Source organism: Rugamonas sp. FW305-51 (assembly GCF_058786935.1).
Map to the genome: position 1 here is coordinate 26,796 of NZ_JBYSZG010000004.1, position 23,605 is coordinate 50,400.

The window sequence follows — 23,605 nt, forward strand, 5'->3', positions numbered from 1 at the left end:
TCTTACGAAAGGACCCACCATGATCTATGAAATCGCCGAGCTCTACATCAAGCCTGAATCCCATGCCGCCTTCCAGGCCGCCGTGGCGCAGGCCGTGCCCATCTTCCAGGCGGCCAAGGGTTGCCTGTCGATGCGGCTGGACCGCGACATCGAAGTGCCCGACACCTACCACCTGGTGGTGGGCTGGACCACGCTGGAGAACCACACGGTCGATTTCCGCGGCAGCCAGGGCTTCCAGGACTGGCGCGGCCTGGTGGGCAGCCATTTCGCCCTGCCGCCCAAGGTCGAGCATTTCGAAACCGTCGTCACCGGCTTCGGCAACTGATCCCCCTTACAGGACGGGATGGTGGAACACCTGGCGCAGGTAGGCCAGGAAAGTCTCGTCCTTGCACAGCGTCTTGCCGGGCGCATCGGACAGCTTGGCCACCGACTGGCCATTGCAGGCCACCAGCTTCATGACGATGTTGAGCGGTGTCAGACCGACGTCATTGGTCAGGTCGGTGCCGATGCCAAAGCCGGTCATGATGCGGCCGGCGAAGTGACGGTACAGGGCCAGCGCCTTGTCCAGGTTGAGCGCGTCTGAAAACACCAGCCGCTTGGTGTTGCTGTCGATGCGCAGGGCCCCGTAGTGGGCCAGCGCCTTTTCGCCCCACACGACGGGGTCGCCCGAATCGTGGCGCAGGCCGTCGAACAGCTTGGCGAAATACAGGTCGAAATCGTCGAGGAAGGCGTCCATGCCCACCACGTCGGTCAGGGCGATGCCCAGGTCGCCCCGGTATTCCTGCACCCAATCCTCCAGCGCCGCCTTCTGGAAGTCGCGCAGCCGCACCCCGAAGGCCTGGAACGACTGCATGTATTCGTGGGCCATGGTGCCGATCGGCACCAGCCCGAATTTCTTGGCCAGGTAGACGTTGGAGGTGCCCTTGAAATACTGGGGCATGTCCGTCGCCAGCTTGAACACCACCTCGTCCTGCCAGGCGGCCGAGAAACGGCGCCGCAAGCCGAAGTCGGAAAACTCGAACGGGTGGCGCAGCGCCGGCTGCCGGCTGAAAACCTCGAGCTGCGCGATCTTGGCGGCCAGCCGCTGGCGCCCCTCCTCCAGCGCGCCGTCCCGCTCGAAACGGCGGAAATACAGCTCGTTGACGATGTAGAGCACGAAGATCTCGAACGCCATCACGTGCACCTGCGGCCCGGCCGCGTGGATCACCAGCCGCTCGCCATCCGTGCCGACCTGGATGAACTTGCGCTGGAAGCGGAACACGGTAAGGAAGTCGACGAAGTCGCTCTTCATGTAGCGCAGGGCGCGCAGGAAATCGAGCTCGTCCTCGGTGAAGGCCAGCGTGCACAGATGGTCGAGCTCGCGCTCCACCTCCTCCTTCAATTCGGCAAGCGGGAACACGGGGGTGTTGCGGCACACGAATTCGTATTCGGTGTGGGAATTCGGGTGGCCGTGCAGCAGCGCCTGCCACATGGTGAATTTATACAGGTCGGTTTCCAGCAGGCTGCGGACGATGGGCGTCATCGGTAGATTCCAAAAATGAAGAGACCAGCTTGCATCTTACGCCACGCTAGTGGCCGGCGTTGGCCAGCAGTTCCTGCAGCACATCGCCCGACTGGGCCAGCCGTACGCCGCGCGCCTGCATCGCGCGCAGAAAGTCCTGGTAGGCCGACTCGAAGCCGGCCACCGGGCTCATGCAGTCGGTCAGCAGCACCAGCTTGCCCAGCTGGTCGTCGCCGAACTGTTGCACGATGTGTTCCGTGGTGGCCTTGACGCAGTGGCTGCCGGCCTCGCCTGCGATGTAGACCTGGTCGGCCGCCGCCAGCGCGGCGATGAAGGCCTGGTTGCGCTGGGTGGCCGGGTCGGCCGGGTCCGGCACTTCGGCCTGCACGGCCGAATAGTGCTCGGTCCACGGGTTGGAACCCTTGAGTACCTTGGCCACGATGGCCTGGGTGGCATCCTCCCAGCGGTTGTAGGCGGCGCGCACATCGGCGTGCACGTTGTGGCCCCAGCTGCCGATTTCACAGTGCACGGGCCACACCATCAACCGATAGCGGCCGGCCGCTTCCAGCGCGTCCAGGTAGGCCAGCGCGCGCGGCAGCGCGTCCCCCTGGCGCGGCAGGAACTTGCCGGCCCGCACCTCGGCCGCCGCGATCTGGGTAAACGGCGCCACCGGAGCGCCATCGTGCGCCAGCCAGAACGTGGGATGGGCAATGTCGAGCCGGTGATGGGAATCGAGCGTGACGCTGATCGCCGTCAGCCCCTGCCGGCCGCGATTGATCAGGCCGGCCAGGCGCAGCATGTCCTGGTGGGCGCCCGGCACGGGCAAGGCCGGCGCGTGGGGCTGGCGCGTGGCCGGATTGTCCGGCAGATAGCCGGGCGGCAAGTCGCAAAAATCGTTCTGCGGGTCGATGATGAGCAAATGCAGCTGGCGTTTCATGACTGGCTCCGAGACGGGAGGGAATGCCACATCTTAATGCAAGCGCCGCCGGCGCCACGTACTACGGCGCCACATCGGACTTGGCCTGGCTCAAGATCCAGTCGCGCACCTGCGCCGCGTGCGGGCTGACCGGCACGCTGCGCGCCAGCAGCCAATAGGCATAGTCGACCGGCCGCGGCGCGCGGGCCGTAGCGACCCGCAGCTTGCCCTGCTCCAGCAGAGGCCGGACCAGTTCCAGCCGGCCCAGTGCGACGCCCTGGCCGGCCAAGGCCGCCTGCACCACCTGGTCATACTGATTGAAGCGCAACATGCCCCGCGCCTTCGGCGGGCGGGCACCACCGAGCCAGTCCGCCCATTGCAGCCACGGGCGCGACGCGTCGTCGAACTCCAGCAGCACCTGGCTGGCCAATTGCGCGGGGTCCGCGATGTCGCCCACGCCCAGCGCCGGGTTGGCGACCGGCACCAGCGCCTCGTCGAACAAGCGGATCGCGCCCGGCGGCGCATCGCCCGGCCGGCAATAGCGCAGCGCCAGATCGATCTGCTCCCGTTCCAGGTCGACCAGCCGGTTATGCGCCGCCACGCGCACATCGACCTCAGGCGAGGCCAGCTGGAACGCGCCCAGGCGGGGCAGCAGCCACAAGGCCGTCACACCGATACTGGCGCTGACCGTCACCGCGTGCCCGGCCGCATTTGGGCGCAGCGCGGCCACCACGTCGCCCATTTGCTCCAGCCAGGCATCGGCGGTGCGGAACAGGCGCTGTCCTTCGTTGGTGAACACGATGCTGCGATGGCCGCGCACGAACAGGCGGTAGCCGAGCCGGGCCTCGAGCGCCTGCACCTGCCGGCTGACGGCCGATTGCACGATGCACAGCTCGCCGGCGGCCAGCGTGATGCTCATGCCGCGGCCCACGGCCACAAAGGTGCGTATCAGGTCGAGCGGAGGCAGATCGAGCAGGCGGTTGGCCATCGGGGGCACCTGGTGTATTGGCATAGCGCATGGACATCCATTATACGCATGCCCGGTTGGCATGTGAGACGGCCAATTTCAGCGTTTGATCCAGACGCCGGCATGCGCTGTAATGGCATGGTCATCATGTTAAATCAGGATATGTCATGGAACAGCCCGCGACCGGCGCCAGCCCGCTTCTGGCGCAACTTGAATATTTGCTGCCCACCACGCAGCGGCCCTACAACTATATGTATCCGCCGCCGCGCGGCGCCGCCTGGCAAAACGCCGGCTATGCCCACGCCACGGTCGCGCTGGCCGATGCGCGCCTGGCGCGGGAGCCGCTGTCGATCGACCGCCAGGGCTTCGAACTGCATCACGCCCCGAGCCAGGTACGTGACTTCCTGGACCGGGAGGAAATCGTGCGGGTCTACTACCCGGAAGTGCTGGCGCTGGCGCTGGCCGTGACGGGCGCCGACCGCGGCTACGTGTTCGACCACTTGTTGCGCAAGCGCGAACCAGGCGTGCCGCAAGCGTTCGGCCGGCGCGACGGCCACCGTCCCGGCGCGGCGGGACGGGTACACAACGACTTCACGCCGGCCTCGGCGCAGCGCCGCTTGCTGGCCGAACTGGGCGCGCAGCGGGTGCCGCCCACGGTGCGGCGCTACGCCATCGTCAACCTGTGGCGCTCCATCCGCCATCCCGTGCTCGACGCGCCGCTGGCCGTGTGCGATGCGCGCACGGTGGCGCCAAACGAGCTGGTGGCGAGCGACATCCACTATCCCGAGCGCAGTGGCGAGATCTACCAGGCAATCCATCATCCGCGCCATGCCTGGTCTTATTTCCCGGCCATGACGCGGGACGAGGTGCTGATATTCAAGCAGTTCGACTCCGCCCCGGCCCCGGTGGCCGGCTGCACGCCCCACGCCGCGTTCGCCCACCCGCACGCGCCGGCCGGCGCGCCGCCACGGGAAAGCATCGAAATCCGCTGTTTGGTGGTGTACGAAGACCAGGAGAAACTGATATGATGCAAAACAAACAACATGGAGCGGCGGTGCTCGACTTCTGGTTCGATTTTGCCAGCAACTACAGCTACCTGAGCGTGATGCGCGTGGGCGCGCTGGCGCGGGCGGCCCAGGTGGAGGTACGCTGGCGCCCATTCTTGCTGGGGCCGCTGTTCCAGTCCTTCGGCTGGCACACGTCGCCATTCGTCCTGCAAAAGGAAAAAGGCGCTTACGTCTGGCAGGACATGGCGCGGCAATGCCGCAAGTACGGTTTGCCGTGGCGCCAGCCGGGCACCTTTCCGCGCCGCTCGGTGCTGCCGGTGCGCGTGGCCCTGTACGGCGCCGAACAGCCGTGGATTGCGCCCTTTTGCGAGCAGGTGATGCTGCGCAATTTTGCCGACGACAGCGACATCGACGCGCCGGCCAGCGTGGCGGCGATCCTCGACGGCCTGCAATTGGACTCGGCCGCCATCATCGCCGCCGCCCAGACGGCGCAGTCCAAGGCGCGGCTGCGCGAACGCACGGCCCAGGCGCAGGCGCTGGGCATCTTCGGCGCTCCCACCTTTTTCGTGGGCGGCGAGATGTTTTGGGGCAATGACCGGCTCGACGATGCGATCGCCCTGGCCAGCGCCGGCCGCGTCCCCGGCGGCCCCGGCAAACCGAGCGCGTCGTAAGGAAGGGCGCCACAGCAGTCTCGGGTGCCCGGCGGACGCCAGTAATCACGCATAGATGACATAGAAAGAACGCAATATGGAATTAGACGAACTCGACGCCGAGATCGGCGGCACGCAACCTCAAGGAGCACACCAGCCATGACCACCCCTATCCTGCTCATCCATGGCCTGTTCGGCGCGCTGTCCGATGCGCGCATCGTGGCGGCGTTCGGCGCCACGCCCGTGCTGGCGCCCGACCTGCTGGGCTATGGCGCCTACCGCTCGGCCGACACGGACGGCTTGACGCTGGAAGCGCAAGCCGACCACGTGGCCGCCTGGCTGCGGCAGCGCGGCGACGCGGCGGTGCATGTCGTCGGCCACTCGGTGGGCGGCGCGGTCGCGATGTTCTTCGCCAGCCGCCACCCCGAGCTGACGCGCTCGCTCACCAGCATCGAGGGCAACTTTACGCTCAAGGACGCCTTCTGGTCGAGCCAGATCGCGCAGATGGCGCTGCCCGAGGTGCAGGCCATCATCGATGGCTACCTGGCCGGCGCCGGCGCATGGATCGCCGCGTCCGGCGTCGCGCCGACGCCATGGACACTGGCCGTGGCGCAGCACTGGCTGCACAATCAACCGGCGTCGACAGTGCGGGCGCAAGCGCGCGCGGTGGTGGCGGCGACCGGCCGCGCGCAATACCTGGACATGGTGCGGCGCCTGCTCGACACCGGCCTGCCCTTGCATCTGCTCGCCGGTGCCCGCTCGCGCCCCGGCTGGGACGTGCCGGACTGGGTCGCCGGCATGGCGGCGTCCAATACGGACATCGCGGCCGCCGGCCACCTGATGATGCTGGATAACCCCGAGCGCTTTGCCGAAGCCATCCTGGCGAACTGTCGCACATAACGGCCGGCATGGCCGCCGTCCTGCTCCCCGCCCGCCGACACGCGCCGGGCGGGCTTCCCACCACCTGAACTAAAGAGGCTTATGGAAACGCAATTGCAAAAAGGCCAGCGCTTCGCCGCGCTGCACGACCAGTGTTTCATCATTCCCAATCCGTGGGACCGCGGTTCGGCCCGCCTGCTCGAAGCGCTGGGTTTCCAGGCGCTGGCCGCCACCAGCGCCGGCCACGCCTGGTCGCTGGGTGGCGCCGACCTCAGCGTGGGTCGGGCGGCGATGATGGACTATCTGCGCGGCCTGTGCGCGGCCAGCTCGCTGCCCGTCAGCGCCGACCTGCAGAACGGCTATGGCGATACGCCGGCCGCCGTCCACGACTGCATCGTGGAAGCGGCCCAGACGGGCATCGTGGGTGCCTCGATCGAGGACGCCGCCACCACCGGCGAGCAACCCATCTACGACATCGGCCTGGCCACGGAGCGGATCCGGGCCGCGGCGGAGGCCGCGCGCGGACTGGGCTTCCCGTTCACGCTGACGGCGCGGGCGGAAAACTACTTCCATGGCCGCGCCGATCTGCGCGACACCATCGCCCGCCTGCAAGCCTATCAGGAGGCCGGCGCCGACGTGCTGTTCGCCCCCGGCCTGACGCAGCCGGACGATATCCGCACCGTGGCCAGAGAACTGGACATGCCGCTCAACGTGCTGGCGGGCTTTGCCGGCAGCACGCTGGACCTGCCGCAACTGGCCGCACTCGGTGCGCGCCGCGTGAGCGTGGGCGGCGCGCTGGCGCGGGCCGCCTATGATGCCCTGATGCGCGCCGGCCGCGAAATGCTGGGCGAAGGCACGTTCGGCTTCGTCCGCACGGAGCTGAGCTCAAAGCAGCTCAACACGCTGCTCGGACCGCAAGCCTGATACTTGTTGGCCGGGCGCAGTCGCCATGCCGGCGCGCTAGCAAGTGCCGGTTGCCAACAGCAGTGCCCCCATCTGTGCCGGTATCCGTGCCGTTGCCGGCGCGGATGTGAATGCGCACTTGCCGCCGCCAAGCAAGCCGGTTAGCATCGACGGAATAGTTCACTCTCCGTCGATAGCATCGACTTCCTGGATATGCGCGACCCCGGCCAGCCCTCGCTCGAACAATTGCGCGTCTTCATCGCCGTCATCGACCATGGCGGCTTCGCCCACGCGGCGCGGGCCCTGCACCGCACCCAGTCGGTGATCAGCTACACCATCGCCAACCTGGAGGAGCAGCTCAACGTGGTGCTGCTCGACCGGGGCAAGCGCAAGCCCGTGCTGACGGAGGCGGGCAAGGCCTTGCTGGCCGACGCCCGCGCCGTCTCGCTCAAGGTCGACAGCATGCGCTCGCGCGCCAAGGCGCTGTCGTCGGGGCTGGAAGCGGAAGTGTCGCTGGCGGTGGAAGTGGTGTTCCCCACCTGCACCCTGGTGCAGATCCTGCACGCCTTCCAGCGCGAGTTTCCGGCCGTGGCCCTGCGGCTGCGCATCGAGGCGCTGGGCGCCATCGCGGAACTGGTGCTGAACGGCGAATGCCACGTGGGCATCAGCGGCTGGATGCCCAACCTGCCCGACAGCATCGAGCGCCAGCACCTGGGCCACGTGACGATGGTGCCGGTGGCCTCGCCCCTGCATGCGCTGGGGCAGCTCAAGGGCAAGGTGTCGAGCGCCGAGTTGCGCGAACATACCCAGCTGGTGGTGACGGACCGCAGCCAGCTGACCAAGGGCCAGGATTTCGGCGTGGTGGCCCTGCGCGACTGGCGCCTGGGCGACTTGGGCGCCAAGCACGCGCTGCTGCGCAGCGGCATAGGCTGGGGCAATATGCCGGAGCACTTGATCGGGGACGACCTGGCGGCCGGCCGGCTGGTGCGGCTGGATGCGGCCGAAGGCAGCGCCCACCAGTTCCCCCTGTTCCTGATCCACCGCGGCGACCGCGAACCGGGGCCGGCCGGCAAATGGCTGATGCGGCAATTCCTGGCGGCCCAGCCGCCGGGCGCCCCCATCACGGAAAGCGACTGGCGGCCAGGTCCGGCACCGGCCTGACGCCCGCCGCCGCATATCGGCGAGCCCGGGAGCGGGCCGGCGCTACCGCGCACCACTGCGCGCCACTGCGGCGCCACGCAAGACGCGCCGCCCTTTCCCTGTCCGGCCTGGCCGCTAACGCAAGCCGGCCGCCCGCATCCGCGCCCGCAGGCGCCGGATCTCGTCGGACAGATCGACCACCAGCGCGGCCACGTCATCGTTGGCGTCGAAATCGCACTCGACCTGGCGCAGCCGGCGCGCCCGCACCAAGTCCACGCTGGTAAAGCGCCAGGCCGTGCTTTCCTCGGGCGCGCTGTCGAGCAGGATGCCGGTGCGCACCCGCTGCACCACCCAGTCCGGGTCCACGGCGCAGGCCCGCGCCAGTTCATCCAGGGTCAGCGCCACGTCGTCCAGCAGCACGCCGCTGAGGTTGTTGTTCTCCCCCATCGCCTATCCTCCACGCGGATTGAAAGCCAGCTCGCGCGCCATCGCCTGGTACAGCTCGCGCGCCCTGGCGCTGCTGGCCGGCGGCAGCACCACCTCCAGCAGCAGATACAGGTCGCCGGCCGGATTGCCGGGGATGCCGCGCCCGCGCAGGCGCAACTTGCGCCCGCCCTGCGAGCCGGGCGGCACCGTCACCGTCACCTTGCCCGACGGCGTGGGCAGGTTGATTTCCGCCCCCAGCGCCGCCTCCCACGGCGCCACGGGCACCGTCTCGAACACGTCGCGCCCGTCCACCCGGTAGCGCGCGTCGGGCGTGAACTGGATTTCCAGGTACAGGTCGCCCGGCCCCGCCGCACCCGGCTGGCCCTGGCCGCCCAGGCGCAGCTGCTGGCCGGCCGTCACGCCCTTGGGAATGTTGACGCTCAGCGTGCGCTCGCGCGTGACGATGCGGTCGTGCGCGTCGCGTTCCGGTATGTAGAGCGTGATGTGGCGGGTGGCGCCGTGGTAGCTGTCGGCCAGGTCGATGGCGATGCTGGCGTGGCTGTCCTCGCCGCGGGTGGGCGCGGCGCGGCGGCGTCCGCCCAGGTGGGCGAACAGGTCGGCGAAAAAGTCGCTGGCGCCGGCCCCCCCGGCGCCAAAGCCATTGCCGTTACCGAAATCACCGGCGCCGTAGGTGCGGCTCCAGTCCGGCGGTGGCCGGAATTCCTGGCCGGCGTGGTAATGGTGACCCTGGCCCAGCTCGTCGTAGGCGGCCCGCTTTTCCGGGTCGCCTAGCACGCCGTAGGCTTCGTTCAGTTCCTGGGTCTTCTTCTGCGCATCGGGTTCCTTGCTGACGTCCGGATGGTATTTGCGCACCAGCTTGCGGTACGCCTTCTTGATCTCGTCCTCGGTGGCCGATTTCTTCACGCCCAGCGTCTGGTAGTAATCCTTGTATTCCACGGTTCACACTCCCTGTGGTTGCCAGCAGCACAGGTTAGCATACTCCGATTGGCCGCATTTTCGCTCTGCCGCATCAAGCCGGACGCGGGTCGGTCGCGGCTTGGGCGATGCCGGCAAGGGGCCGCGTTTCACAGTAAAATCGGACGTTTCCCTATTCCGGTGCGCCCATGACCTATTCCTTCACCCTGCCCAACATCCGTGCCGAAGCGGCCGCCCTGTGGCGCCTGGCCTGGCCGGTGCTGGTGGGCCAGCTGGCCACGGTGGGCATGGGCGTGGCCGACGTGGCCATGACGGGCCACGCCAGCGCCGACGAGCTGGCCGCCGTGTCGCTGGGCGCCTCGGTCTGGTCCATCATCCTGGTCACGGTGACGGGCATCATGATGGCCATCAACAGCGTCGTAGCGCACGACGTGGGCGGCGGCGAAATGAGCAAGATTCCCCACGCCGTGCGCCAGTCGCTGTGGAAGGCGCTGGGCGTGGGCCTGGTGGCGGCCGCGCTGGCCAACCTGGCCACGCTGCTGTTCGACCACCTGTACCTGACGCCCCACGTGCAAGCCCAGGCCTCGCGCTTCGTCCACGTGATCAGCATCGGCCTGCCGCCGTATGCCGCCTATCGCGCCCTGTACGGCTACAGCACCAGCATCAACCAGACCAAGCCCGTGATGGTGATCGCCATCCTGGGCCTGTGCTTCAACGTGGTGGTCAACTGGCTGCTCATATTCGGCAACCTCGGCTTCCCGGCCCTGGGCGGCGTGGGCTGCGCCGTCGCCACGGGACTGTGCATGTGGCTGATGCTGGCCGCCATGCTGCTGTGGATGCGGCTGGCGCCCGTCTATCGGGCCACCTTCCCGTTCACCCACTGGGAATGGCCGCACTGGCCGGAGATCCGCTACATGCTGCGCCTCGGCCTGCCCGTCGGCATCACCTATTTCGCCGAGGTGAGCGCGTTCGGCGCCGTCAGCCTGCTGATCGCCCGCTTTGGCGTGGTGCAGATTTCCGCCCACCAGATCGCCCTCAATTTCGCCTCGCTGGTGTTCATGGTGCCGCTCAGTTTCGGCATCGGCCTGATCACGCGCGTGGGCCACGCCATGGGCGAAGGCAATCCCCAGCGGGCCCGCTTCGTGGCATGGGTGGGGGTGGCGATGTCGCTGCTGTTCGCCATCCTGTCGGCCCTGTTCATCACCGTGTTCCGCCAGCAGATCGCCCGGGCCTACACGTCCGATCCGGCCGTGCAGCAGCTGTGCGCCCACCTGCTGCTGTTCGCCGCCCTGTTCCAGCTGTCCGATGCCACCCAGGTGGCCACCTCGTGCGCCATCCGCGGCTACAAGGTGACGCGCCCGCCGATGCAGATCCAGCTGCTGTCGTTCTGGGGCTTCGCCCTGCCGCTCGGTTATGTGCTGGGCCTGGCGCCGGCCGCGCTGCCATGGGCGCCGGCCGCGCCGATGGCGGCCGATGGCTTCTGGATCGGACTGGTGGTGGGTTTGACGATGGCGGCAGTGCTGCTCAGCTTGTCGCTCAACCGGCTCTCGCTGCAGCGCGCGCGCCAAGCCCCGCCACAGCAGCAGCCTGCGCGCCAGGGCGCGGCGCGCTGATTCGTCCGCTTGCGACGCGATAGCCGGGCCAACCGTGCGTTGACTGGATGGGCACCGAGGCCCCGCTACAGGCCGTGACGCGCGGCCGTGTTGAGGAAGCCGCGCCAGCGGGTGACCTTGCCCTCGCGGACCGTGAAGATGTGCACCCATTCCGTGGCGAACTCGCGCCCCGTTTCAACGGCCGTCGCGCGCTCCCAGCCCAGCACGGTCACATGCTCGCCCGCCTCGATGAATTCGCGCGGCTCGAATGCGTGGATATTGTCCGTCTGCGGGATGGCGGCGAAAAAGGCGCCCACCTCGTCACGGTTGCGGCACCGCCCCGCGATCGGCAGGCTGGGCGAACCGACAAACTCCCAGTCCACCGTGTCAGCCACCAGGGCCAGGATGGCGGGCACGTCGCCGCGTCCGAACGCGGCATAGATTTGTTGCACGACTTCGGCGGACTTGCCCATGGCGATCTCCTTGCTCGGCGGTGGGTGGACGCTGGTTGGCATTCAGTCTAGCAGCCATGGCCCGGAATGCCAGCGTGGCAGCGTCCCCGCTCGCTATCGCTGCCGTACTCTGGTATCGTCTTGCGCTAAGCAAATCACCATGAGACTCCCATGCGTTTTATCCTGTGCTTCCTCGCCGCCCTGGCAGCCGTGCCGGCCACCGCCGAACAGCTGACGCTGGACCGCATCCACGCCGATCCGGCGCTGGGCGGGCCCGGCGTGCGCAACCTGAAAGTGTCGCCCGACGGCGCCCGTGTCACCTTCCTGCGCGGCCGCGCCGACAACCAGTTCCAGCTCGACCTGTGGGAATACAACCTGAAGGACAAGAGCGCCCACCGGCTGGTCGATTCCAAGATCCTGGTGCCGGAAGAAAACCTGTCGGCTGCCGAGAAGGCGCGCCGCGAGCGCGAGCGCGTGGCCAGCCTGAAAGGTATCCTCAGCTACAGCTGGTCGCCCGACGGCAAGCAGCTGCTGGTGCCCATCGCCGGCAACCTGTACCTGATCGACGTCAGCCAGCCCGACCAGGCGCGCCTGGTCGCCTCGGGCAATGTGTTCGATCCCAAGATTTCGCCGCGCGGGCGCTACGTCTCCTTCGTGCGCGACCAGAACCTGGTGGTGATCGAACTGGCCACCGGCAAGGAGCGCCAGCTGACGACGGACGGCGGCGGCACCATCCACAACGGCGAGGCCGAATTCGTGGCGCAGGAAGAAATGGGCCAGACCACCGGCTACTACTGGGCCCCGGACGACAGCGCCATCGCCTACAAGCGCTATGACGAATCGCCGGTGCCGGTGGCGCGCCGTTTCGAAATCTTCGCCGACCGCACCGACGTCGTCGAGCAGCGCTACCCGGCCGCCGGCGATCCCAACGTGCTGGTGCAGCTGATGCTCGTCTCGCCCGCCACGGGCGAGCAGCGCCAGGTGGACCTGGGCGCCAACCCGGACATCTACCTGGTGCGCGCCGACTGGAGCGCGAGCGCCAGGACCTTGCTGTTCCAGCGCCAGAGCCGCGACCAGAAGACGCTGGAACTGGTGGCCGTCGACGCGGCCACACTGGCCCAGCGCGTGCTGGTGACGGAAACCTCGGCCACCTGGGTCGGCATCCACGACGACTTGCGCTTCCTGGCCAACGACGCCGGCTTCATCTGGTCGTCCGAGCGCAGTGGCCGCAACCACCTGTACCTGTATGACATGGCGGGCAAGCTGCTGCATCCCATCTCCAGCGGCGCCTGGGGCATAGACAACCTGCTGGCCGTCGATGAAAAGGCGGGCCGGGTCTATGTGTCCTCCAACCGCGACGCCGTGATCGACCGCCAGACCTACGCGCTGGCCATCGACGGCAGCACGGCCGACCACCCGCAGCGCATCACCCAGGGCGACGGCTGGCACGACGCGGCCTTCTCGCGCAACGGCGAAGTGTTCGTCGACACCTGGTCCGACCCGGACACCCCGCCGCAAGTGAGCATCCGTCGTCCCGACGGCAGCATGGTGGGCTGGCTGGAACACAATGAACTGAACGCCAGCCATCCGTACGCGCGCTACAAGGCGGCCCACCTGCACACGGAATACGGCACGCTCAAGGCCAAGGATGGCCAGACCCTGTACTACTCGCTGCTCAAGCCGGCCAACTTCAACCAGTTCAAGAAGTATCCCGTGTTCCTGTCCACCTACGGCGGCCCGCACGCCCAGCACGTGGCGCGCAAGTGGGGTAACCTGTTCGACCAGTACATGGCGCAGCAGGGCTTTATCGTGTTCCGCCTCGATAACCGGGGCTCGTTCCGCCGCGAGCGCGCCTTCACGGATGCCATCTACCGCCAGCTGGGCAAGGTGGAAGTGGAAGACCAGCTGACGGGCATTGCCTGGCTAGGCCAGCAAAGCTTTGTCGACGCCAAGCGCATCGGCGTGTTCGGCTGGAGCTACGGCGGCTTCATGACGCTGCGCCTGCTGGCGGGGGCATCGGACAAGATCGCGCTGGGCGTCTCGGTGGCGCCGGTGACGGACTGGTCGCTGTACGACACCCACTACACGGAGCAGTTCATGAGCACGCCCAAGGACAATGCGGACGGCTACCGCGACAGCGGCGTGTACGCCCACCTGGACGGCCTCAAGTCGCCCTTGCTGCTGATGCACGGCATGGCGGACGACAACGTGCTGTTCACCAACACGACGCGCATGATCGATGCGCTGGTCAACCGCAACGTGCATTTTGAACTGATGACCTACCCGGGCGGCAAGCACGGCATGTCCAGCCGCGCCCAGCAGCGCCATGTGTACGGCAACATCGAAGCGTTCTTCAAGAAGCACTTGATGAGCGGTAAGTAAGTCCAGCACACCCGGCCAGACCCTGTTCTGGCCGGGCAGCAATCCCTTCCCACCGCCTCCCCTCGCCGGAACAAGCTCAGCAGACATGCAATTTGATAGTCCACAAATGCCATTTTAGCCATCGCCTGAATAATGCGGACTGCGGGGCGATTCCGCCCTGCCTTGCTTATTCTTGGAGGATTTATGGCTATCGACGTATATCTGCACATAGACGGCATCCGCGGCGAATCGGCGGACGACCGGCACAAGGATTGGATCGAATGCAAGTCGGTCAACTGGGCCGTGACCCAGCCCAAGTCGGCCACCGCCTCGACCGGCGGCGGCCACACGGCCGAGCGCTGCGAGCACCACGACATCGTGCTGTCCAAGCTGGCCGACCTGGCCTCGCCCGTGCTGCTGCAAACCTGCGCTTCCGGCAAGACCATCCCTAAGGCCAAGTTCGAATTCATGCGCGCGGACGGCCAGGGCGAGCGCGTCAAGTATTACGAGATTGAACTGGAAAACGTGCTGATCGGCGCCGTCACCCCCAGCGTGGCGGAAGGCGACATCCTGGGCGAAGAAGTGGCGCTCAAGTTCTCCAAGGTCAAGTGGCGCTACATGCAGCAAAAGATCAGCGGCGGGGCCGGCGGCAACACGGCCGGCGGCTGGGACTTGTCCACCAACCGCATTGCCGCCTGACGGACGGCGCGGCCAGATGTGCAAACAGCCGCGTGTGCGGCTGTTTTTGTTTGCGGCCTTGCGGGCGCCTACCTTACTGACGGTTGCCGCGGTCCTTCAGCATGTCTTCCGCAGCTTGCCGGGCGTCGCCCATGGTCTTTTCCAGCTTGCCTTCGGACTGTTTGTTCAAGCCCTTGACCTGCTGCTGGGTACTGCCGACCAGCTTGCCGGCCTCTTCCTGGATCTTGCCGCCGATTTCCTTGGCTTTCCCTTTGACCTGGTCCTTGTTCATCGCGCACTCCTTGGTTATGGATGGGGGCAAACACACGTGGTCGTGTCTTTGCTGGCCCCCATGCTATGCCTGCCATGGAGCACACACCGTGCGTTGGCGTACAGATAGAGCGAATTCCTCAGGACGCCGGCTTGCGCCACACGCTGGCCAGCCACGGCTGCTGTGCGCGCGGCAATCCCGGCGGACGGTAGTAGTGCTCGACAGCGACAAAGCCGGCCGCCGTCAGGTAGCGTTCCCAGGTGGGGTAATCGTAGTAGCTGCCGTAACGGGGGCCGTTCCAGCCCTCCTCGTTGTGGCCGCGCGGGTTGGAACTGAACAGCACGCCGCCTGGCTTGAGCGCATCGTGCAAGGCGCGCAGCACGGCCGGCAGCGCCGCGCTGGGCACGTGGAACAGCGATGCGTTGGCGTACACGCCGTCGAAATAGCAGGCCGGCAAATCGAGCGCCAGGAAATCCTGCTGCCACACAGTACAGCCGCTCCAGGCGCGCGCCATGGCCGCAAAACGGGGACAGCCGTCGATGCCGGTCGCTTCGTGGCCCAGTTCGCTCAAGGTCTTGAGGTCGCGCCCCGGCCCGCAGCCGAGGTCGAGAATGCGCAGCGGCGCCGGCCCGTCGATCGCGCGCAGCAAGGCGGCAATGTTCTGGCTGACGTCGTGGTCTATGGTGCCGGCGAAAAACTGCTCGGCCGTCTGCTCGTAATGCTGCAGCGTGCGTTGCGTGATCTGCTCCAGCTGCTCCCGCTGCTCCGGTTCGGTATCCATGCATCTCCTGTCAGCTAGCCCCCATCCGCCCGGCAGCGATGGGGGCGGACGCCACACCGCGTGGCGCCCTGCCCTGCTACTTTACCAGACCCGCACCCGCTGCTCCGGCGCCAGATACAGCGTCTGGCCCGGCTGTACGTTGAAGGCCTTGTACCAGGCGTCCATGTTGCGCACGGTGGCGGTGCGCCACTTGTCGGGTGCGTGGCCGTCCGTCAGGATGGCGCGGCGCAAGGCGGCGTCGCGTTCCTTCTCGCGCCAGCTCATGGCATAGCCGGTGAAGAACTGCTGGTCGGCGTCGGCCACGGGCGCCTGGCCGGCCAGCGAGGCCAGATAGGCGTCGTGGGCCGCGGCCAGGCCGGCCAGGTCGGCCAGGTTCTCGCTCAGCGTCTGTTGGCCATTGATGGCCAGGTCGGGGAACGGCTTGTAGGCCGAGTACTGGGCCGCCAGCGCTGCCGAGGCCGTCTTGAAGTGGGCGCCGTCGGCCGCCGTCCACCAGTCGCGCAGCAAGCCCCTGGAGTCGAACTGGGCGCCCTGGTCGTCGAAGCTGTGGCTGATCTCATGGCCGATGGTGGCGCCGATGCCGCCGTAGTTCATGGCATCGCTGGCGGCCGGGTCGAAGTAAGGCGCCTGCAGGATGGCGGCCGGGAAGTTGATCGCGTTCTGCATCGGCATGTTGACGGCGTTCACCAGCTGGGCCGGCATGCACCATTCGGCGCGGTCCACCGGCTGCTTGAGCTTGGCCAGCTGGCGGCGCGTTTCAAACAGTTCGGCGCGCTGCAGATTGCCCAGCGCATCGCCCGGCGTCACCTGCAGGCCGTCGTAGCTGGCCCATTTTTCCGGATAGCCGACGCCCACGTACAGCGACTTGAGCTTGGCATGCGCTTCCTGCTTGGTGGCCGGCGCCATCCAGTCCAGCTGGTCGATGCGGGCGTGGAAGGCATCGACGATCTTGACCACCATCTGCTGCAGGCGCTGCTTGGACTCGGGCGGGAAGTAGCGCGCCACGTAGATCTTGCCCAGCGCATCGGGCATGGCCGCGTTGACGGCGGCCAGGCTGCGTTTCCAGCGCACGGACTGCTGCGGCGTGCCGTTCAGGGTGCGGCCGTAGAAGTCGAAATGCTGGGCCGACAGCGCTTGCGGCAAGGCGCTGTGCGCGTGGTTGATGCGGTGGAAGGCCAGGAAATCCTTCCACGTGGCCAGCGGCATGGTCTGCACCAGCTTGGCCGCGCCGATGATGGCGGTCGGATGCCAGACGATGAACTGCTGCTGGCCGCCCAGGCCCGCGCTCTGGAAATACGCTTGCCAGTCCATGCCGGGCGCCTTGCGCGCGAAGTCGGCCGCCCGCCACTGGTTGTTGGCCTTGAGCACATCGGCCGAATCCTCGCGGTTGGCGTGCGACTGGGCGATCCGGCGTTCCAGGTCGAACACGCGGGCGGCGCGGGCGTCCGCCTGGTCCAGGCCGGCCAGGCGGAAGGTGGCGGCGATGTGGGCCAGGTACTGGCCCCGTAGCGCCGCCATCGCAGGCGTGTCGTCCAGGTAGTAGGCGCGGTCGGGCAGGCCCAGGCCGCCCTGCAGCAGGTAAGGGGTGTAATGGCTGGCGTCGGTCAGGCCCTGGGCCACCCACAGGCCGAACAGGTTTTCGGTGAAGAAATTGGTGGCGTTGAGCGGATCGACGTCGGCCCGCAGCGTGGCGCCCAGCGCCCGCGTCAGCGCGGCCTTGTCCTTGATGGCGGCGATCTCCTTGAGCTGGGCTTGCAGGGGCGCCAGGCCGCGCGCCTCGATGGCCGCCTCATCCATGAACGTACGGTAGTAGGCCACGATCTTCTTCGCCTCGGCGCTGGCGGCCGGGTCGGCGGCCAGGCCATCGATCAGCGTGACGATGCGCTGGTTGGTGTCCTCCACCAGCGCCGCGCCCACGCCCCAGCTGCTGCGGTCGGCGGGAATGTCGACCGACTTGAGCCAATCGCCGTTGACGTAATCGAAGAAGTCGTCGCCCGGCAGTGTGGCCGCCTTGGCGGCGGCGGTTGCGGTGGTGGCGACGGGGACCGTGTCGTCCGGCGCGGCGTGCGCGGGCGCCAGCGCGAAGGCGGCGCCGCACAGGGCCAGGCTGAGGGCGGTCTTGCGGGCGGCAAGGCGCAGCGGTCGGGGGTAAGCGTGCATGGTTGTCCTTTTATAGTGGATCTGGGTGAAGGGTCGGCGTGGTGGGCCAGCGTGCACTGTAGCGCCATCCCCGCCGGCCGGCGCGCGCCATGCGACGAACTGCAGGATCGCCGGAACAGACGGCAAAAAAGCTGACCGGGGTCGGTGCCAACGTTCATACATGGGCTTGACAGGCATACAGTTCAGCTCGTGCATGAATGTTGGCCGCCCTTCCAGGCGCACCGGCGAAAAAGATACGCTCAGGCATCAAAATGTCTTTTTCGATCGGGGGAATCGCTATATAGTTCACTGGTAGCAACGCGAAACCAACGAGGAGAAGAAAATGAAGCTTGATGCCCTGTTCCAGAATCCGACTGCGTTGCCCACCGCGCCCAAGGTCGTGGAAGAGCTGATCAGCAGTTTCGACAAGGCCAGCGTCTCGACCGAAGAGATCGCCAAGAAACTGTCCACGGATCCTGTGCTGAGCGCCAAGCTGCTGCGTCTGGCCAATTCGGCCTATTACCACGTGTCGCGCAGCATCGGCACGGTGGAAGACGCGGTGCTGATGCTCGGATTCGTCACCGTGCGCACGCTCGTCATCAGCTCCGGCCTGGTGTCCGGTTTCAAGACCGTGCCCGGCCTGGACCTCAAACAATTCTGGCGTTACAGCCTGCACACGGCCGTGTCGGCCAAATGGATCGCCAAGCAGACGGGCGAGAACACGGACCTGGCCTTCACCATCGGCATGATGCACGCCATCGGCCAACTGGTGATCCACTCGGCCATGCCGGAGCAGGCACAGGCGCTCGACAAGGTCGCCGGCCCCATGGACTCGCGCCGCCTCGACGCGGAACGCGCTTCGCTGGGCTACACCTTTGCCGACGTGGGCGCGGAACTGGCGCGCCGCTGGAAATTCCCGGCCACGTTCTCCGAAACCATCAGCGCCTTCCCCGATCCGCTCACCCAGACGCCACCGAACCGGCTGGCTGCCGTGGTGTACCTGGCTGCCTGGCGCGCCCGCGTCGAGCAGAACAAGCTGAGCGATGAGGAAATCGCCAGCTGCTACCCGACCGACATGGCCGAGGCGCTGGGCCTGGACGACGGCGACCTGATCGACAAGATGCCGCCGCCCGACGAACTGAGCGCCGGCCTGGAAGAGCTGGTCAAGTAAGCAAACCGGCAAGATTCGCTGCGGCTGCCGCCCATTTTTTGGGCAGGCAGCCGTTTTTCTTTGCGGCCTCCCCCTGTTTTGAAAATATTTTCGATATTTCGCAAAATATTTTCAAAAAACCCTAAAGTTCTTCCCGCACAGGACGTTACCCCAGACAAGCGGTAGTCTTTTTCCACTTTTCAGGGTGCGCCCATGACCTCCACCGAAGTCCTCTCGATGTATGAAAATATTGCCGGACTGAGCAACCAGATGGTCGCAGCCGCCCGCATGAGCGACTGGGACAGCCTGAGCCGCCTGGAAGACCAGTGCGCCATCGCCGCCCGTCCCGCCAGCAGCGAGCTGCCCGCCCTGAGCGGCGCACCGCGTCTGCGCAAGATCGACCTGCTGAAGCAAATCCTGGCCAACGACCGCGCCATCCGCGACGTGACGGAACCGTGGAAGAACCAGGTTCCCGGCATGAGCGCGCCGCGCCAGTAAGCACCCCTATCAGAATGCCAACAAAGCGCCTGCGGGCGCTTTTTTTATGCGCGCCAGAAAAATGGGGACGTACCCCATTTTTGAAATGCGAAATGGGGTACGTCCCCATTTTTCTGGCAACATTTCCTGCCTGGGACGGGACGTAAAAAAGCCCGGCTGCGCTGTGGGCGACGGCCGGGCTCTTTGGGAATTGGGGGAGAGCGAACACCAGGTATCTCCTGGCGTCGCTCCGCTTCCGGTTGCATCCGGAGTCCGCGCGCACATTGCCGGCAGCGCAGACCGCTTCCAAGCCAAGTCGTTTCATCAACGCTCATTCTGGGTGCGCGCCACACTATCGTTGGTGACTGCGCCAGATCATGGCCTGTTTATTCGTAGTATTGAAACTACGGCCTTAGTATAGCTCAGTTCCTGGACACGGGTATTGTGTTGTCAAAACTTTCGCTATTGGGATTGATTTAAAGCATCTTCCGCCATGGGCGGCGCCTCTCCCGCAGTAGCCGCGCCCGCCTTTTTACGGCGCCAGCCTTGCCAGATCTTCAGCGGCGCACGATCCTGGCCGGCCTGCTTGCGACGGCGCAGCCAGTAATATCCCGCGCCGGCCAGCGCCAGCAACGCGGCACCGCTGGCCGCCGCCACGGTCACCATGTCCGGCCCGCTCTCCACCAGCTTTTCTTTCTTGTACTTGAGCTTGGCATGGCCGGAACGGCTGGCGCCTGCCGCCGCCTTTGGGGCGATGCGGGCCGGCGCCGGCTTGCTGTCCGGCGCAGCCTTGCCATCCAGCGCCGTCTGCAGCATCTTGACCTTGTCTTCCAGCTCCACCAGCTTGCTCGACAGGGCCGCGCTGCGACGATCGAGCACGACGCACTCTTTCGCGCTGGGACGGACGGCATTGGTCCCGCATACGGCATCGGCTTGCCCGCGCATCGCCGGCGGCACGGCCAGCGCGCGATGCTTGACGGCCGGCGATGGGACGGGATCGGCCGTCGGGATAGCCCGTGCGTTTGATGCCCCAGCCTGCCGGGCGGCGCCTTCCCCCGCCTCGTGGCTGACAGCTTCCCACACCCCATGGCCGGGCGCCGCAAGGCTGGTACGGGACCGGGCCGTCCGCAATGCCGCTGCTGCCGCCGCATCCAGGTCTGCCGTCGATGCGGCACTGCCGGCAGTTTGCGCGGCAGCGCTGGCCACCACCGCTGGGGCCAGCGCCAACGGTGCCGGCGGCGGCGCCGGATGAGGATCGGCCTGCAGCCACAATGTGGCGGCCCGCACGTCGTAACGGCCCGCCACGCCCAGCTCCAGGAACAGGTGCAGGTAGCTGGCGTCGACGGCCTTGAGGGTGGTGATGTGCAGGAACTGGCGCTGCTCGCGCCGCACCACGGACAGGTGGACCGTGGCCAGCGCCGGATTCATGGTGATGCTGGCACCCTGGTAGACGTCCGCCGGCGCCAGCCGCACCTGCAGGCCGTTCACCTCGTCCGGCGTCAGCGACACCAGTTCGATATCGGCCGCCAGCTGCTGGCCGATGTAGGAACGCACGCTGGCCTCCCCCAGTTCGGCCGCCCGGGCCGCCGGCGTCTGCAGCGCGGCACAGGCGACGGCGAGCGCGCACAAGGTGGAGGTCAATGGTGGTCTGCGCTGCATGTTCAAGTCGGTGATGGCCTATGCTGGGGTGTACGTACTATAACGGCTGAATTTCCCCGTTTTGTAGCCCTGAATCAATTTCTCCATTCCGCGCTACACTCTTGTCATATCGTCACTTTGGAGCAACGATCATGAGCAGCCGAATCGAACGCGACAGCTTTGGCCCCATCGCGGTGCCGGCCGGCCGGCTGTGGGGCGCGCAAACCCAACGCTCGCTGGAACACTTCCGCATTTCCAGCGAACGCATGCCACCCGAGCTGATCGCGGCGCTGGCCAGCGTCAAGCGGGCCGCCGCCCGCGTCAACCTGGCGCTGGGCCAGCTGGACGCGAGCAAGGCCCAGGCCATCGTGGCCGCCGCCGACGAAGTGCTGGCCGGCCGCCATGGGGACGAGTTCCCGCTGGCCGTTTGGCAGACGGGCTCGGGCACCCAGTCCAACATGAACATGAATGAGGTGCTGGCCAACCGCGGCTCGGAACTGATGGGCGGCCCACGGGGCGAGCAGCGCCTGCTGCACCCGAACGACGACGTCAACCGGGGCCAGTCGTCGAACGACATCTTCCCCACCGCCATCCATGTGGCGGCCGCCCTGGCCCTGACGCACGCCCTGCTGCCGGCCCTGCGGCAACTGCGCGCCACCCTGCACGCCAAGGCCAGCGCCTTTGGCGACATCGTCAAGATCGGCCGTACCCACTTGCAGGACGCCACCCCGCTCACGCTGGGCCAGGAGTTTTCCGGCTACGTGGCCCAGCTCGACTATGCCGAGCACGCCATCACCGCCGCCCTGCCCGGCGTGCTGCAACTGGCTGCCGGCGGCACGGCCGTTGGCACCGGCTTGAACGCCCATCCCGAATACGCGGTGCGCATCGCGGCCGAACTGGAACAGGCGCTGGGCCTGCCGTTCCGCACGGCCCACAACAAATTCGCCGCGCTGGCCGGCCACGATGCGCTGGTGTCGGCGCACGGCGCCCTCAAGACGCTGGCCACGGCCCTGATGAAGATCGCCAACGATGTGCGCTGGATGGCCTCCGGTCCCCGTTCCGGCCTGGGCGAGCTCACCATCCCGGAGAACGAGCCGGGCAGTTCCATCATGCCGGGCAAGGTCAATCCCACCCAGTGCGAAGCAGTCACCATGCTGTGCTGCCAGGTGTTCGGCAATGATGTGGCGATCACGGTGGGCGGCGCCTCGGGCAATTTCGAACTGAACGTGTACAAGCCCCTGATCGCCCACAACTTCCTGCAAAGCGCGCGCCTGCTGGCGGACGGCATGGTCAGCTTCGAGCATCACTGCGCGCGCGGCATCGAACCGGACCGGGCCCGCATCGCCGAGCTGATGGAACGTTCGCTGATGCTGGTGACGGCGCTGGCGCCCCACATCGGCTACGACCGCGCGGCGCAGATCGCCAAGCAAGCCCAGCATGATGGGACGACGCTCAAGCAGGCGGCGCTGGCATTGGGGTATGTGACGGAGCAGCAGTTCGCCCAGTGGATCGTGCCGCTGGACATGACGCGCCCCGGTGCCCAGGGCTGATGAAGTTGGCCAGGGCAGGCCGGCCGCAGCACCCGGGCCGAAGGACGCGCTAGAAGCCGCGCACGTAGCGCACGCCCAGCATCAATTCCGGCTTGGCCATGGCATCGTGGCCGGGGTTGACGCGCCACATCATGGCGCCCGTCACCCTGCCCTGGCGGGCGTCATGGCCCACGCCCGTGCTGTAGGTCAGCTCCAGGTCGCGTTCGGTGGCCGTCGGATGCAGGTTCAGGGGCTGGGTCACATCGCCCAGCGCGCCCGTCAACGGCGATTGCAGGGCCGGCCCGCCCAGGGCCGCGGCACCGGAGCGCACCTTGGCCGGCATCGAGAAGGTCAGGCCGAAGCGGTCGTCGCGGCGCCACAGCTGCTTGGCCGAATAGCCGAAACTGTAAGCCACGGTGCGCACTTCCGACACTTGCGCCAGCAGGCTGTCGGTGGCCCCCAGCCCGGCCGTGCGGCCGGACGAGGCCATGGCCACCAGCGAGCTGGTGGGCGACAGCGCGTAACCGACCGACAGCGAAGTGAAGGTGGTGGTGGGATTGGTGGTGAAGGCCAGCGACTGCACCAGCTGGCTACCGAGCATGGAACCGTTCTCGCGCAGCATACCAACGCTGACGATGCCCACGGCCCGCCCCATCTTCTGCTCGAATTCGGCGCTGCTGAGGAAACGCTTGCTGCGATCGTTGATGGCCTGGCCGAACGGATCGTTCAGCACGGCAGGCTGGCCGGACAGGGCGCCGAAGCGCAGCCGTCCGCCGTCGCCGGCCACGATGCTGAAGCCGGCATGGCTGGCATCGCGCACCATGCCATAGTAGGGCGCGTTGAAGCGGTCGATCCCGCCGATTTCCAGCGGCGCCAGGCCGGATGCCTCCAGCCCGAAGAAATGGCCGCTCATGCCGCCCGCCCCTACCCCGACCACGGTGCCGCGCCCATTGCGCTGCGCGGCCGCCAGCGCGCCGCCATCGGCCAGGTAGCTCAGCGAGACGCCGTTACCCTGGTGGTCGAGCATGGCGGCCTGGCGATCCATGGCGACGAACCACTGTGCCGCCGGACTCCACAAAGGCAAGGCCGCACGACTGGATTCTACTGGGGGGAAATTGGCCGATTCCTGTCCGGCGGCCTGCGCTGACCCACTGGCCAGCAACACGGCGGCGAACGAGACGGCAGATGCGAACGGTTTCATGATACTTCTCG

Annotated in this window: 23 protein-coding genes; 12 read left to right on the forward strand and 11 right to left on the reverse strand. The window is 67.1% G+C overall.

Going from position 1 to position 23,605, the window contains the following annotated elements:
* Nucleotides 1-19: 19 nt before the first annotated feature.
* Entirely contained in the window at nucleotides 20-325 is a 306-nt protein-coding gene (locus tag AC3WOS_RS04015) for an antibiotic biosynthesis monooxygenase family protein (protein ID WP_492714549.1), read from the forward strand.
* Nucleotides 326-331: 6 nt separating this feature from the next.
* On the opposite strand, the gene pncB is transcribed toward AC3WOS_RS04015, so the two are convergent.
* The 3 genes from pncB to AC3WOS_RS04030 form a co-directional block, all read right to left on the reverse strand.
* On the reverse strand, nucleotides 332-1,522 hold the full coding sequence (gene pncB / locus AC3WOS_RS04020) for a nicotinate phosphoribosyltransferase (RefSeq protein ID WP_492714550.1): 1,191 nt from the start codon (nucleotides 1,520-1,522) through the stop codon (nucleotides 332-334).
* Nucleotides 1,523-1,568: 46 nt separating this feature from the next.
* A complete protein-coding gene (locus AC3WOS_RS04025) occupies nucleotides 1,569-2,438 on the reverse strand; it encodes a cysteine hydrolase family protein (RefSeq protein WP_492714551.1) in 870 nt (289 codons plus the stop codon).
* Between the two features lie 61 nt (nucleotides 2,439-2,499).
* Nucleotides 2,500-3,405, reverse strand: a complete 906-nt coding sequence (locus AC3WOS_RS04030; RefSeq protein ID WP_492714553.1) for a LysR substrate-binding domain-containing protein — start codon at nucleotides 3,403-3,405, stop codon at nucleotides 2,500-2,502.
* Between the two features lie 146 nt (nucleotides 3,406-3,551).
* Here AC3WOS_RS04030 and AC3WOS_RS04035 point away from each other — a divergent pair, with 146 nt between their 5' ends.
* The 5 genes from AC3WOS_RS04035 to AC3WOS_RS04055 all read left to right on the forward strand — a co-directional run bounded on the left by AC3WOS_RS04035 (nucleotide 3,552) and on the right by AC3WOS_RS04055 (nucleotide 7,984).
* Nucleotides 3,552-4,412 carry a CmcJ/NvfI family oxidoreductase gene (locus AC3WOS_RS04035; protein WP_492714554.1) on the forward strand — a complete coding sequence of 287 codons (861 nt, stop codon included), beginning with the start codon at nucleotides 3,552-3,554 and terminating at the stop codon, nucleotides 4,410-4,412.
* Complete coding sequence (locus tag AC3WOS_RS04040) at nucleotides 4,409-5,062, forward strand: 2-hydroxychromene-2-carboxylate isomerase (RefSeq protein ID WP_492714556.1); 654 nt, start codon at nucleotides 4,409-4,411, stop codon at nucleotides 5,060-5,062. The genes AC3WOS_RS04035 and AC3WOS_RS04040 overlap by 4 nt, the downstream gene beginning before the upstream one ends.
* A 138-nt stretch (nucleotides 5,063-5,200) precedes the next feature.
* Nucleotides 5,201-5,941, forward strand: a complete 741-nt coding sequence (locus AC3WOS_RS04045; RefSeq protein ID WP_492714557.1) for an alpha/beta fold hydrolase — start codon at nucleotides 5,201-5,203, stop codon at nucleotides 5,939-5,941.
* Nucleotides 5,942-6,022: 81 nt separating this feature from the next.
* Nucleotides 6,023-6,844, forward strand: coding sequence for an isocitrate lyase/PEP mutase family protein (locus AC3WOS_RS04050; protein ID WP_492714558.1), 822 nt, complete (start codon nucleotides 6,023-6,025; stop codon nucleotides 6,842-6,844).
* Nucleotides 6,845-7,036: 192 nt separating this feature from the next.
* The gene (locus AC3WOS_RS04055) at nucleotides 7,037-7,984 is read left to right on the forward strand and encodes a LysR family transcriptional regulator (protein WP_492714559.1); all 948 of its coding nucleotides are present in this window, start codon (nucleotides 7,037-7,039) and stop codon (nucleotides 7,982-7,984) included.
* Nucleotides 7,985-8,098: 114 nt separating this feature from the next.
* Here the strand turns inward: AC3WOS_RS04055 and AC3WOS_RS04060 are convergent, their stop codons facing one another.
* Together AC3WOS_RS04060 and AC3WOS_RS04065 are read right to left on the reverse strand one after the other, a co-directional pair.
* Nucleotides 8,099-8,410: a chaperone modulator CbpM gene (locus AC3WOS_RS04060; protein ID WP_492714560.1), complete on the reverse strand. Its 312-nt coding sequence runs from the start codon at nucleotides 8,408-8,410 to the stop codon at nucleotides 8,099-8,101.
* Between the two features lie 3 nt (nucleotides 8,411-8,413).
* A complete protein-coding gene (locus AC3WOS_RS04065; RefSeq protein WP_492714561.1) occupies nucleotides 8,414-9,346 on the reverse strand; it encodes a DnaJ C-terminal domain-containing protein in 933 nt (310 codons plus the stop codon).
* Between the two features lie 167 nt (nucleotides 9,347-9,513).
* Between AC3WOS_RS04065 and AC3WOS_RS04070 the strand changes: the two genes are divergently transcribed.
* Nucleotides 9,514-10,938, forward strand: coding sequence for an MATE family efflux transporter (locus tag AC3WOS_RS04070; RefSeq protein ID WP_492714562.1), 1,425 nt, complete (start codon nucleotides 9,514-9,516; stop codon nucleotides 10,936-10,938).
* A gap of 65 nt (nucleotides 10,939-11,003) precedes the next feature.
* Here AC3WOS_RS04070 and AC3WOS_RS04075 read toward each other — a convergent pair whose 3' ends face one another.
* Nucleotides 11,004-11,390, reverse strand: coding sequence for a nuclear transport factor 2 family protein (locus tag AC3WOS_RS04075; protein ID WP_492714563.1), 387 nt, complete (start codon nucleotides 11,388-11,390; stop codon nucleotides 11,004-11,006).
* 150 nt (nucleotides 11,391-11,540) lie between these two features.
* Between AC3WOS_RS04075 and AC3WOS_RS04080 the strand changes: the two genes are divergently transcribed.
* On the forward strand, nucleotides 11,541-13,751 hold the full coding sequence (locus AC3WOS_RS04080) for a S9 family peptidase (protein WP_492714564.1): 2,211 nt from the start codon (nucleotides 11,541-11,543) through the stop codon (nucleotides 13,749-13,751).
* Nucleotides 13,752-13,934: 183 nt separating this feature from the next.
* Complete coding sequence (locus tag AC3WOS_RS04085; RefSeq protein WP_492714565.1) at nucleotides 13,935-14,429, forward strand: Hcp family type VI secretion system effector; 495 nt, start codon at nucleotides 13,935-13,937, stop codon at nucleotides 14,427-14,429.
* Between the two features lie 73 nt (nucleotides 14,430-14,502).
* On the opposite strand, the gene AC3WOS_RS04090 is transcribed toward AC3WOS_RS04085, so the two are convergent.
* The 3 genes from AC3WOS_RS04090 to AC3WOS_RS04100 form a co-directional block, all read right to left on the reverse strand.
* The gene (locus tag AC3WOS_RS04090; protein WP_492714566.1) at nucleotides 14,503-14,700 is read right to left on the reverse strand and encodes a CsbD family protein; all 198 of its coding nucleotides are present in this window, start codon (nucleotides 14,698-14,700) and stop codon (nucleotides 14,503-14,505) included.
* A 118-nt stretch (nucleotides 14,701-14,818) separates the two neighbouring features.
* Nucleotides 14,819-15,460: a class I SAM-dependent methyltransferase gene (locus tag AC3WOS_RS04095; protein ID WP_492714567.1), complete on the reverse strand. Its 642-nt coding sequence runs from the start codon at nucleotides 15,458-15,460 to the stop codon at nucleotides 14,819-14,821.
* A gap of 81 nt (nucleotides 15,461-15,541) precedes the next feature.
* Nucleotides 15,542-17,620: a M13 family metallopeptidase gene (locus AC3WOS_RS04100; protein ID WP_492714568.1), complete on the reverse strand. Its 2,079-nt coding sequence runs from the start codon at nucleotides 17,618-17,620 to the stop codon at nucleotides 15,542-15,544.
* 322 nt (nucleotides 17,621-17,942) lie between these two features.
* Here AC3WOS_RS04100 and AC3WOS_RS04105 point away from each other — a divergent pair, with 322 nt between their 5' ends.
* Both AC3WOS_RS04105 and AC3WOS_RS04110 read left to right on the forward strand, forming a co-directional pair.
* The gene (locus AC3WOS_RS04105; protein ID WP_492714569.1) at nucleotides 17,943-18,770 is read left to right on the forward strand and encodes an HDOD domain-containing protein; all 828 of its coding nucleotides are present in this window, start codon (nucleotides 17,943-17,945) and stop codon (nucleotides 18,768-18,770) included.
* Between the two features lie 192 nt (nucleotides 18,771-18,962).
* The gene (locus AC3WOS_RS04110; protein ID WP_492714570.1) at nucleotides 18,963-19,247 is read left to right on the forward strand and encodes a flagellar protein FliT; all 285 of its coding nucleotides are present in this window, start codon (nucleotides 18,963-18,965) and stop codon (nucleotides 19,245-19,247) included.
* Between the two features lie 441 nt (nucleotides 19,248-19,688).
* Here the strand turns inward: AC3WOS_RS04110 and AC3WOS_RS04115 are convergent, their stop codons facing one another.
* Nucleotides 19,689-20,867 carry a type IV pilus assembly protein FimV gene (locus AC3WOS_RS04115; RefSeq protein WP_492714571.1) on the reverse strand — a complete coding sequence of 393 codons (1,179 nt, stop codon included), beginning with the start codon at nucleotides 20,865-20,867 and terminating at the stop codon, nucleotides 19,689-19,691.
* A gap of 149 nt (nucleotides 20,868-21,016) precedes the next feature.
* On the opposite strand from AC3WOS_RS04115, the gene fumC reads away from it, so the two are divergent.
* Nucleotides 21,017-22,414, forward strand: coding sequence for a class II fumarate hydratase (fumC, locus tag AC3WOS_RS04120; protein ID WP_492714572.1), 1,398 nt, complete (start codon nucleotides 21,017-21,019; stop codon nucleotides 22,412-22,414).
* Nucleotides 22,415-22,463: 49 nt separating this feature from the next.
* Here the strand turns inward: fumC and AC3WOS_RS04125 are convergent, their stop codons facing one another.
* Nucleotides 22,464-23,594 (reverse strand): hypothetical protein, encoded by a 1,131-nt coding sequence (locus AC3WOS_RS04125; RefSeq protein ID WP_492714573.1) that lies wholly within the window; start codon nucleotides 23,592-23,594, stop codon nucleotides 22,464-22,466.
* Between the last annotated feature and the right edge of the window lie 11 nt (nucleotides 23,595-23,605).

Bases quoted from the DNA above. Each gene is read 5' to 3' on its own strand.
- AC3WOS_RS04015 (WP_492714549.1), top strand. From the start codon at position 20: ATGATCTATGAAATCGCCGAGCTCTACATCAAGCCTGAATCCCATGCC.
- pncB (WP_492714550.1), bottom strand. From the start codon at position 1,522: ATGACGCCCATCGTCCGCAGCCTGCTGGAAACCGACCTGTATAAATTC.
- AC3WOS_RS04025 (WP_492714551.1), bottom strand. From the start codon at position 2,438: ATGAAACGCCAGCTGCATTTGCTCATCATCGACCCGCAGAACGATTTT.
- AC3WOS_RS04030 (WP_492714553.1), bottom strand. From the start codon at position 3,405: ATGGCCAACCGCCTGCTCGATCTGCCTCCGCTCGACCTGATACGCACC.
- AC3WOS_RS04035 (WP_492714554.1), top strand. From the start codon at position 3,552: ATGGAACAGCCCGCGACCGGCGCCAGCCCGCTTCTGGCGCAACTTGAA.
- AC3WOS_RS04040 (WP_492714556.1), top strand. From the start codon at position 4,409: ATGATGCAAAACAAACAACATGGAGCGGCGGTGCTCGACTTCTGGTTC.
- AC3WOS_RS04045 (WP_492714557.1), top strand. From the start codon at position 5,201: ATGACCACCCCTATCCTGCTCATCCATGGCCTGTTCGGCGCGCTGTCC.
- AC3WOS_RS04050 (WP_492714558.1), top strand. From the start codon at position 6,023: ATGGAAACGCAATTGCAAAAAGGCCAGCGCTTCGCCGCGCTGCACGAC.
- AC3WOS_RS04055 (WP_492714559.1), top strand. From the start codon at position 7,037: ATGCGCGACCCCGGCCAGCCCTCGCTCGAACAATTGCGCGTCTTCATC.
- AC3WOS_RS04060 (WP_492714560.1), bottom strand. From the start codon at position 8,410: ATGGGGGAGAACAACAACCTCAGCGGCGTGCTGCTGGACGACGTGGCG.
- AC3WOS_RS04070 (WP_492714562.1), top strand. From the start codon at position 9,514: ATGACCTATTCCTTCACCCTGCCCAACATCCGTGCCGAAGCGGCCGCC.
- AC3WOS_RS04075 (WP_492714563.1), bottom strand. From the start codon at position 11,390: ATGGGCAAGTCCGCCGAAGTCGTGCAACAAATCTATGCCGCGTTCGGA.
- AC3WOS_RS04080 (WP_492714564.1), top strand. From the start codon at position 11,541: ATGCGTTTTATCCTGTGCTTCCTCGCCGCCCTGGCAGCCGTGCCGGCC.
- AC3WOS_RS04085 (WP_492714565.1), top strand. From the start codon at position 13,935: ATGGCTATCGACGTATATCTGCACATAGACGGCATCCGCGGCGAATCG.
- AC3WOS_RS04090 (WP_492714566.1), bottom strand. From the start codon at position 14,700: ATGAACAAGGACCAGGTCAAAGGGAAAGCCAAGGAAATCGGCGGCAAG.
- AC3WOS_RS04095 (WP_492714567.1), bottom strand. From the start codon at position 15,460: ATGGATACCGAACCGGAGCAGCGGGAGCAGCTGGAGCAGATCACGCAA.
- AC3WOS_RS04100 (WP_492714568.1), bottom strand. From the start codon at position 17,620: ATGCACGCTTACCCCCGACCGCTGCGCCTTGCCGCCCGCAAGACCGCC.
- AC3WOS_RS04105 (WP_492714569.1), top strand. From the start codon at position 17,943: ATGAAGCTTGATGCCCTGTTCCAGAATCCGACTGCGTTGCCCACCGCG.
- AC3WOS_RS04110 (WP_492714570.1), top strand. From the start codon at position 18,963: ATGACCTCCACCGAAGTCCTCTCGATGTATGAAAATATTGCCGGACTG.
- fumC (WP_492714572.1), top strand. From the start codon at position 21,017: ATGAGCAGCCGAATCGAACGCGACAGCTTTGGCCCCATCGCGGTGCCG.
- AC3WOS_RS04125 (WP_492714573.1), bottom strand. From the start codon at position 23,594: ATGAAACCGTTCGCATCTGCCGTCTCGTTCGCCGCCGTGTTGCTGGCC.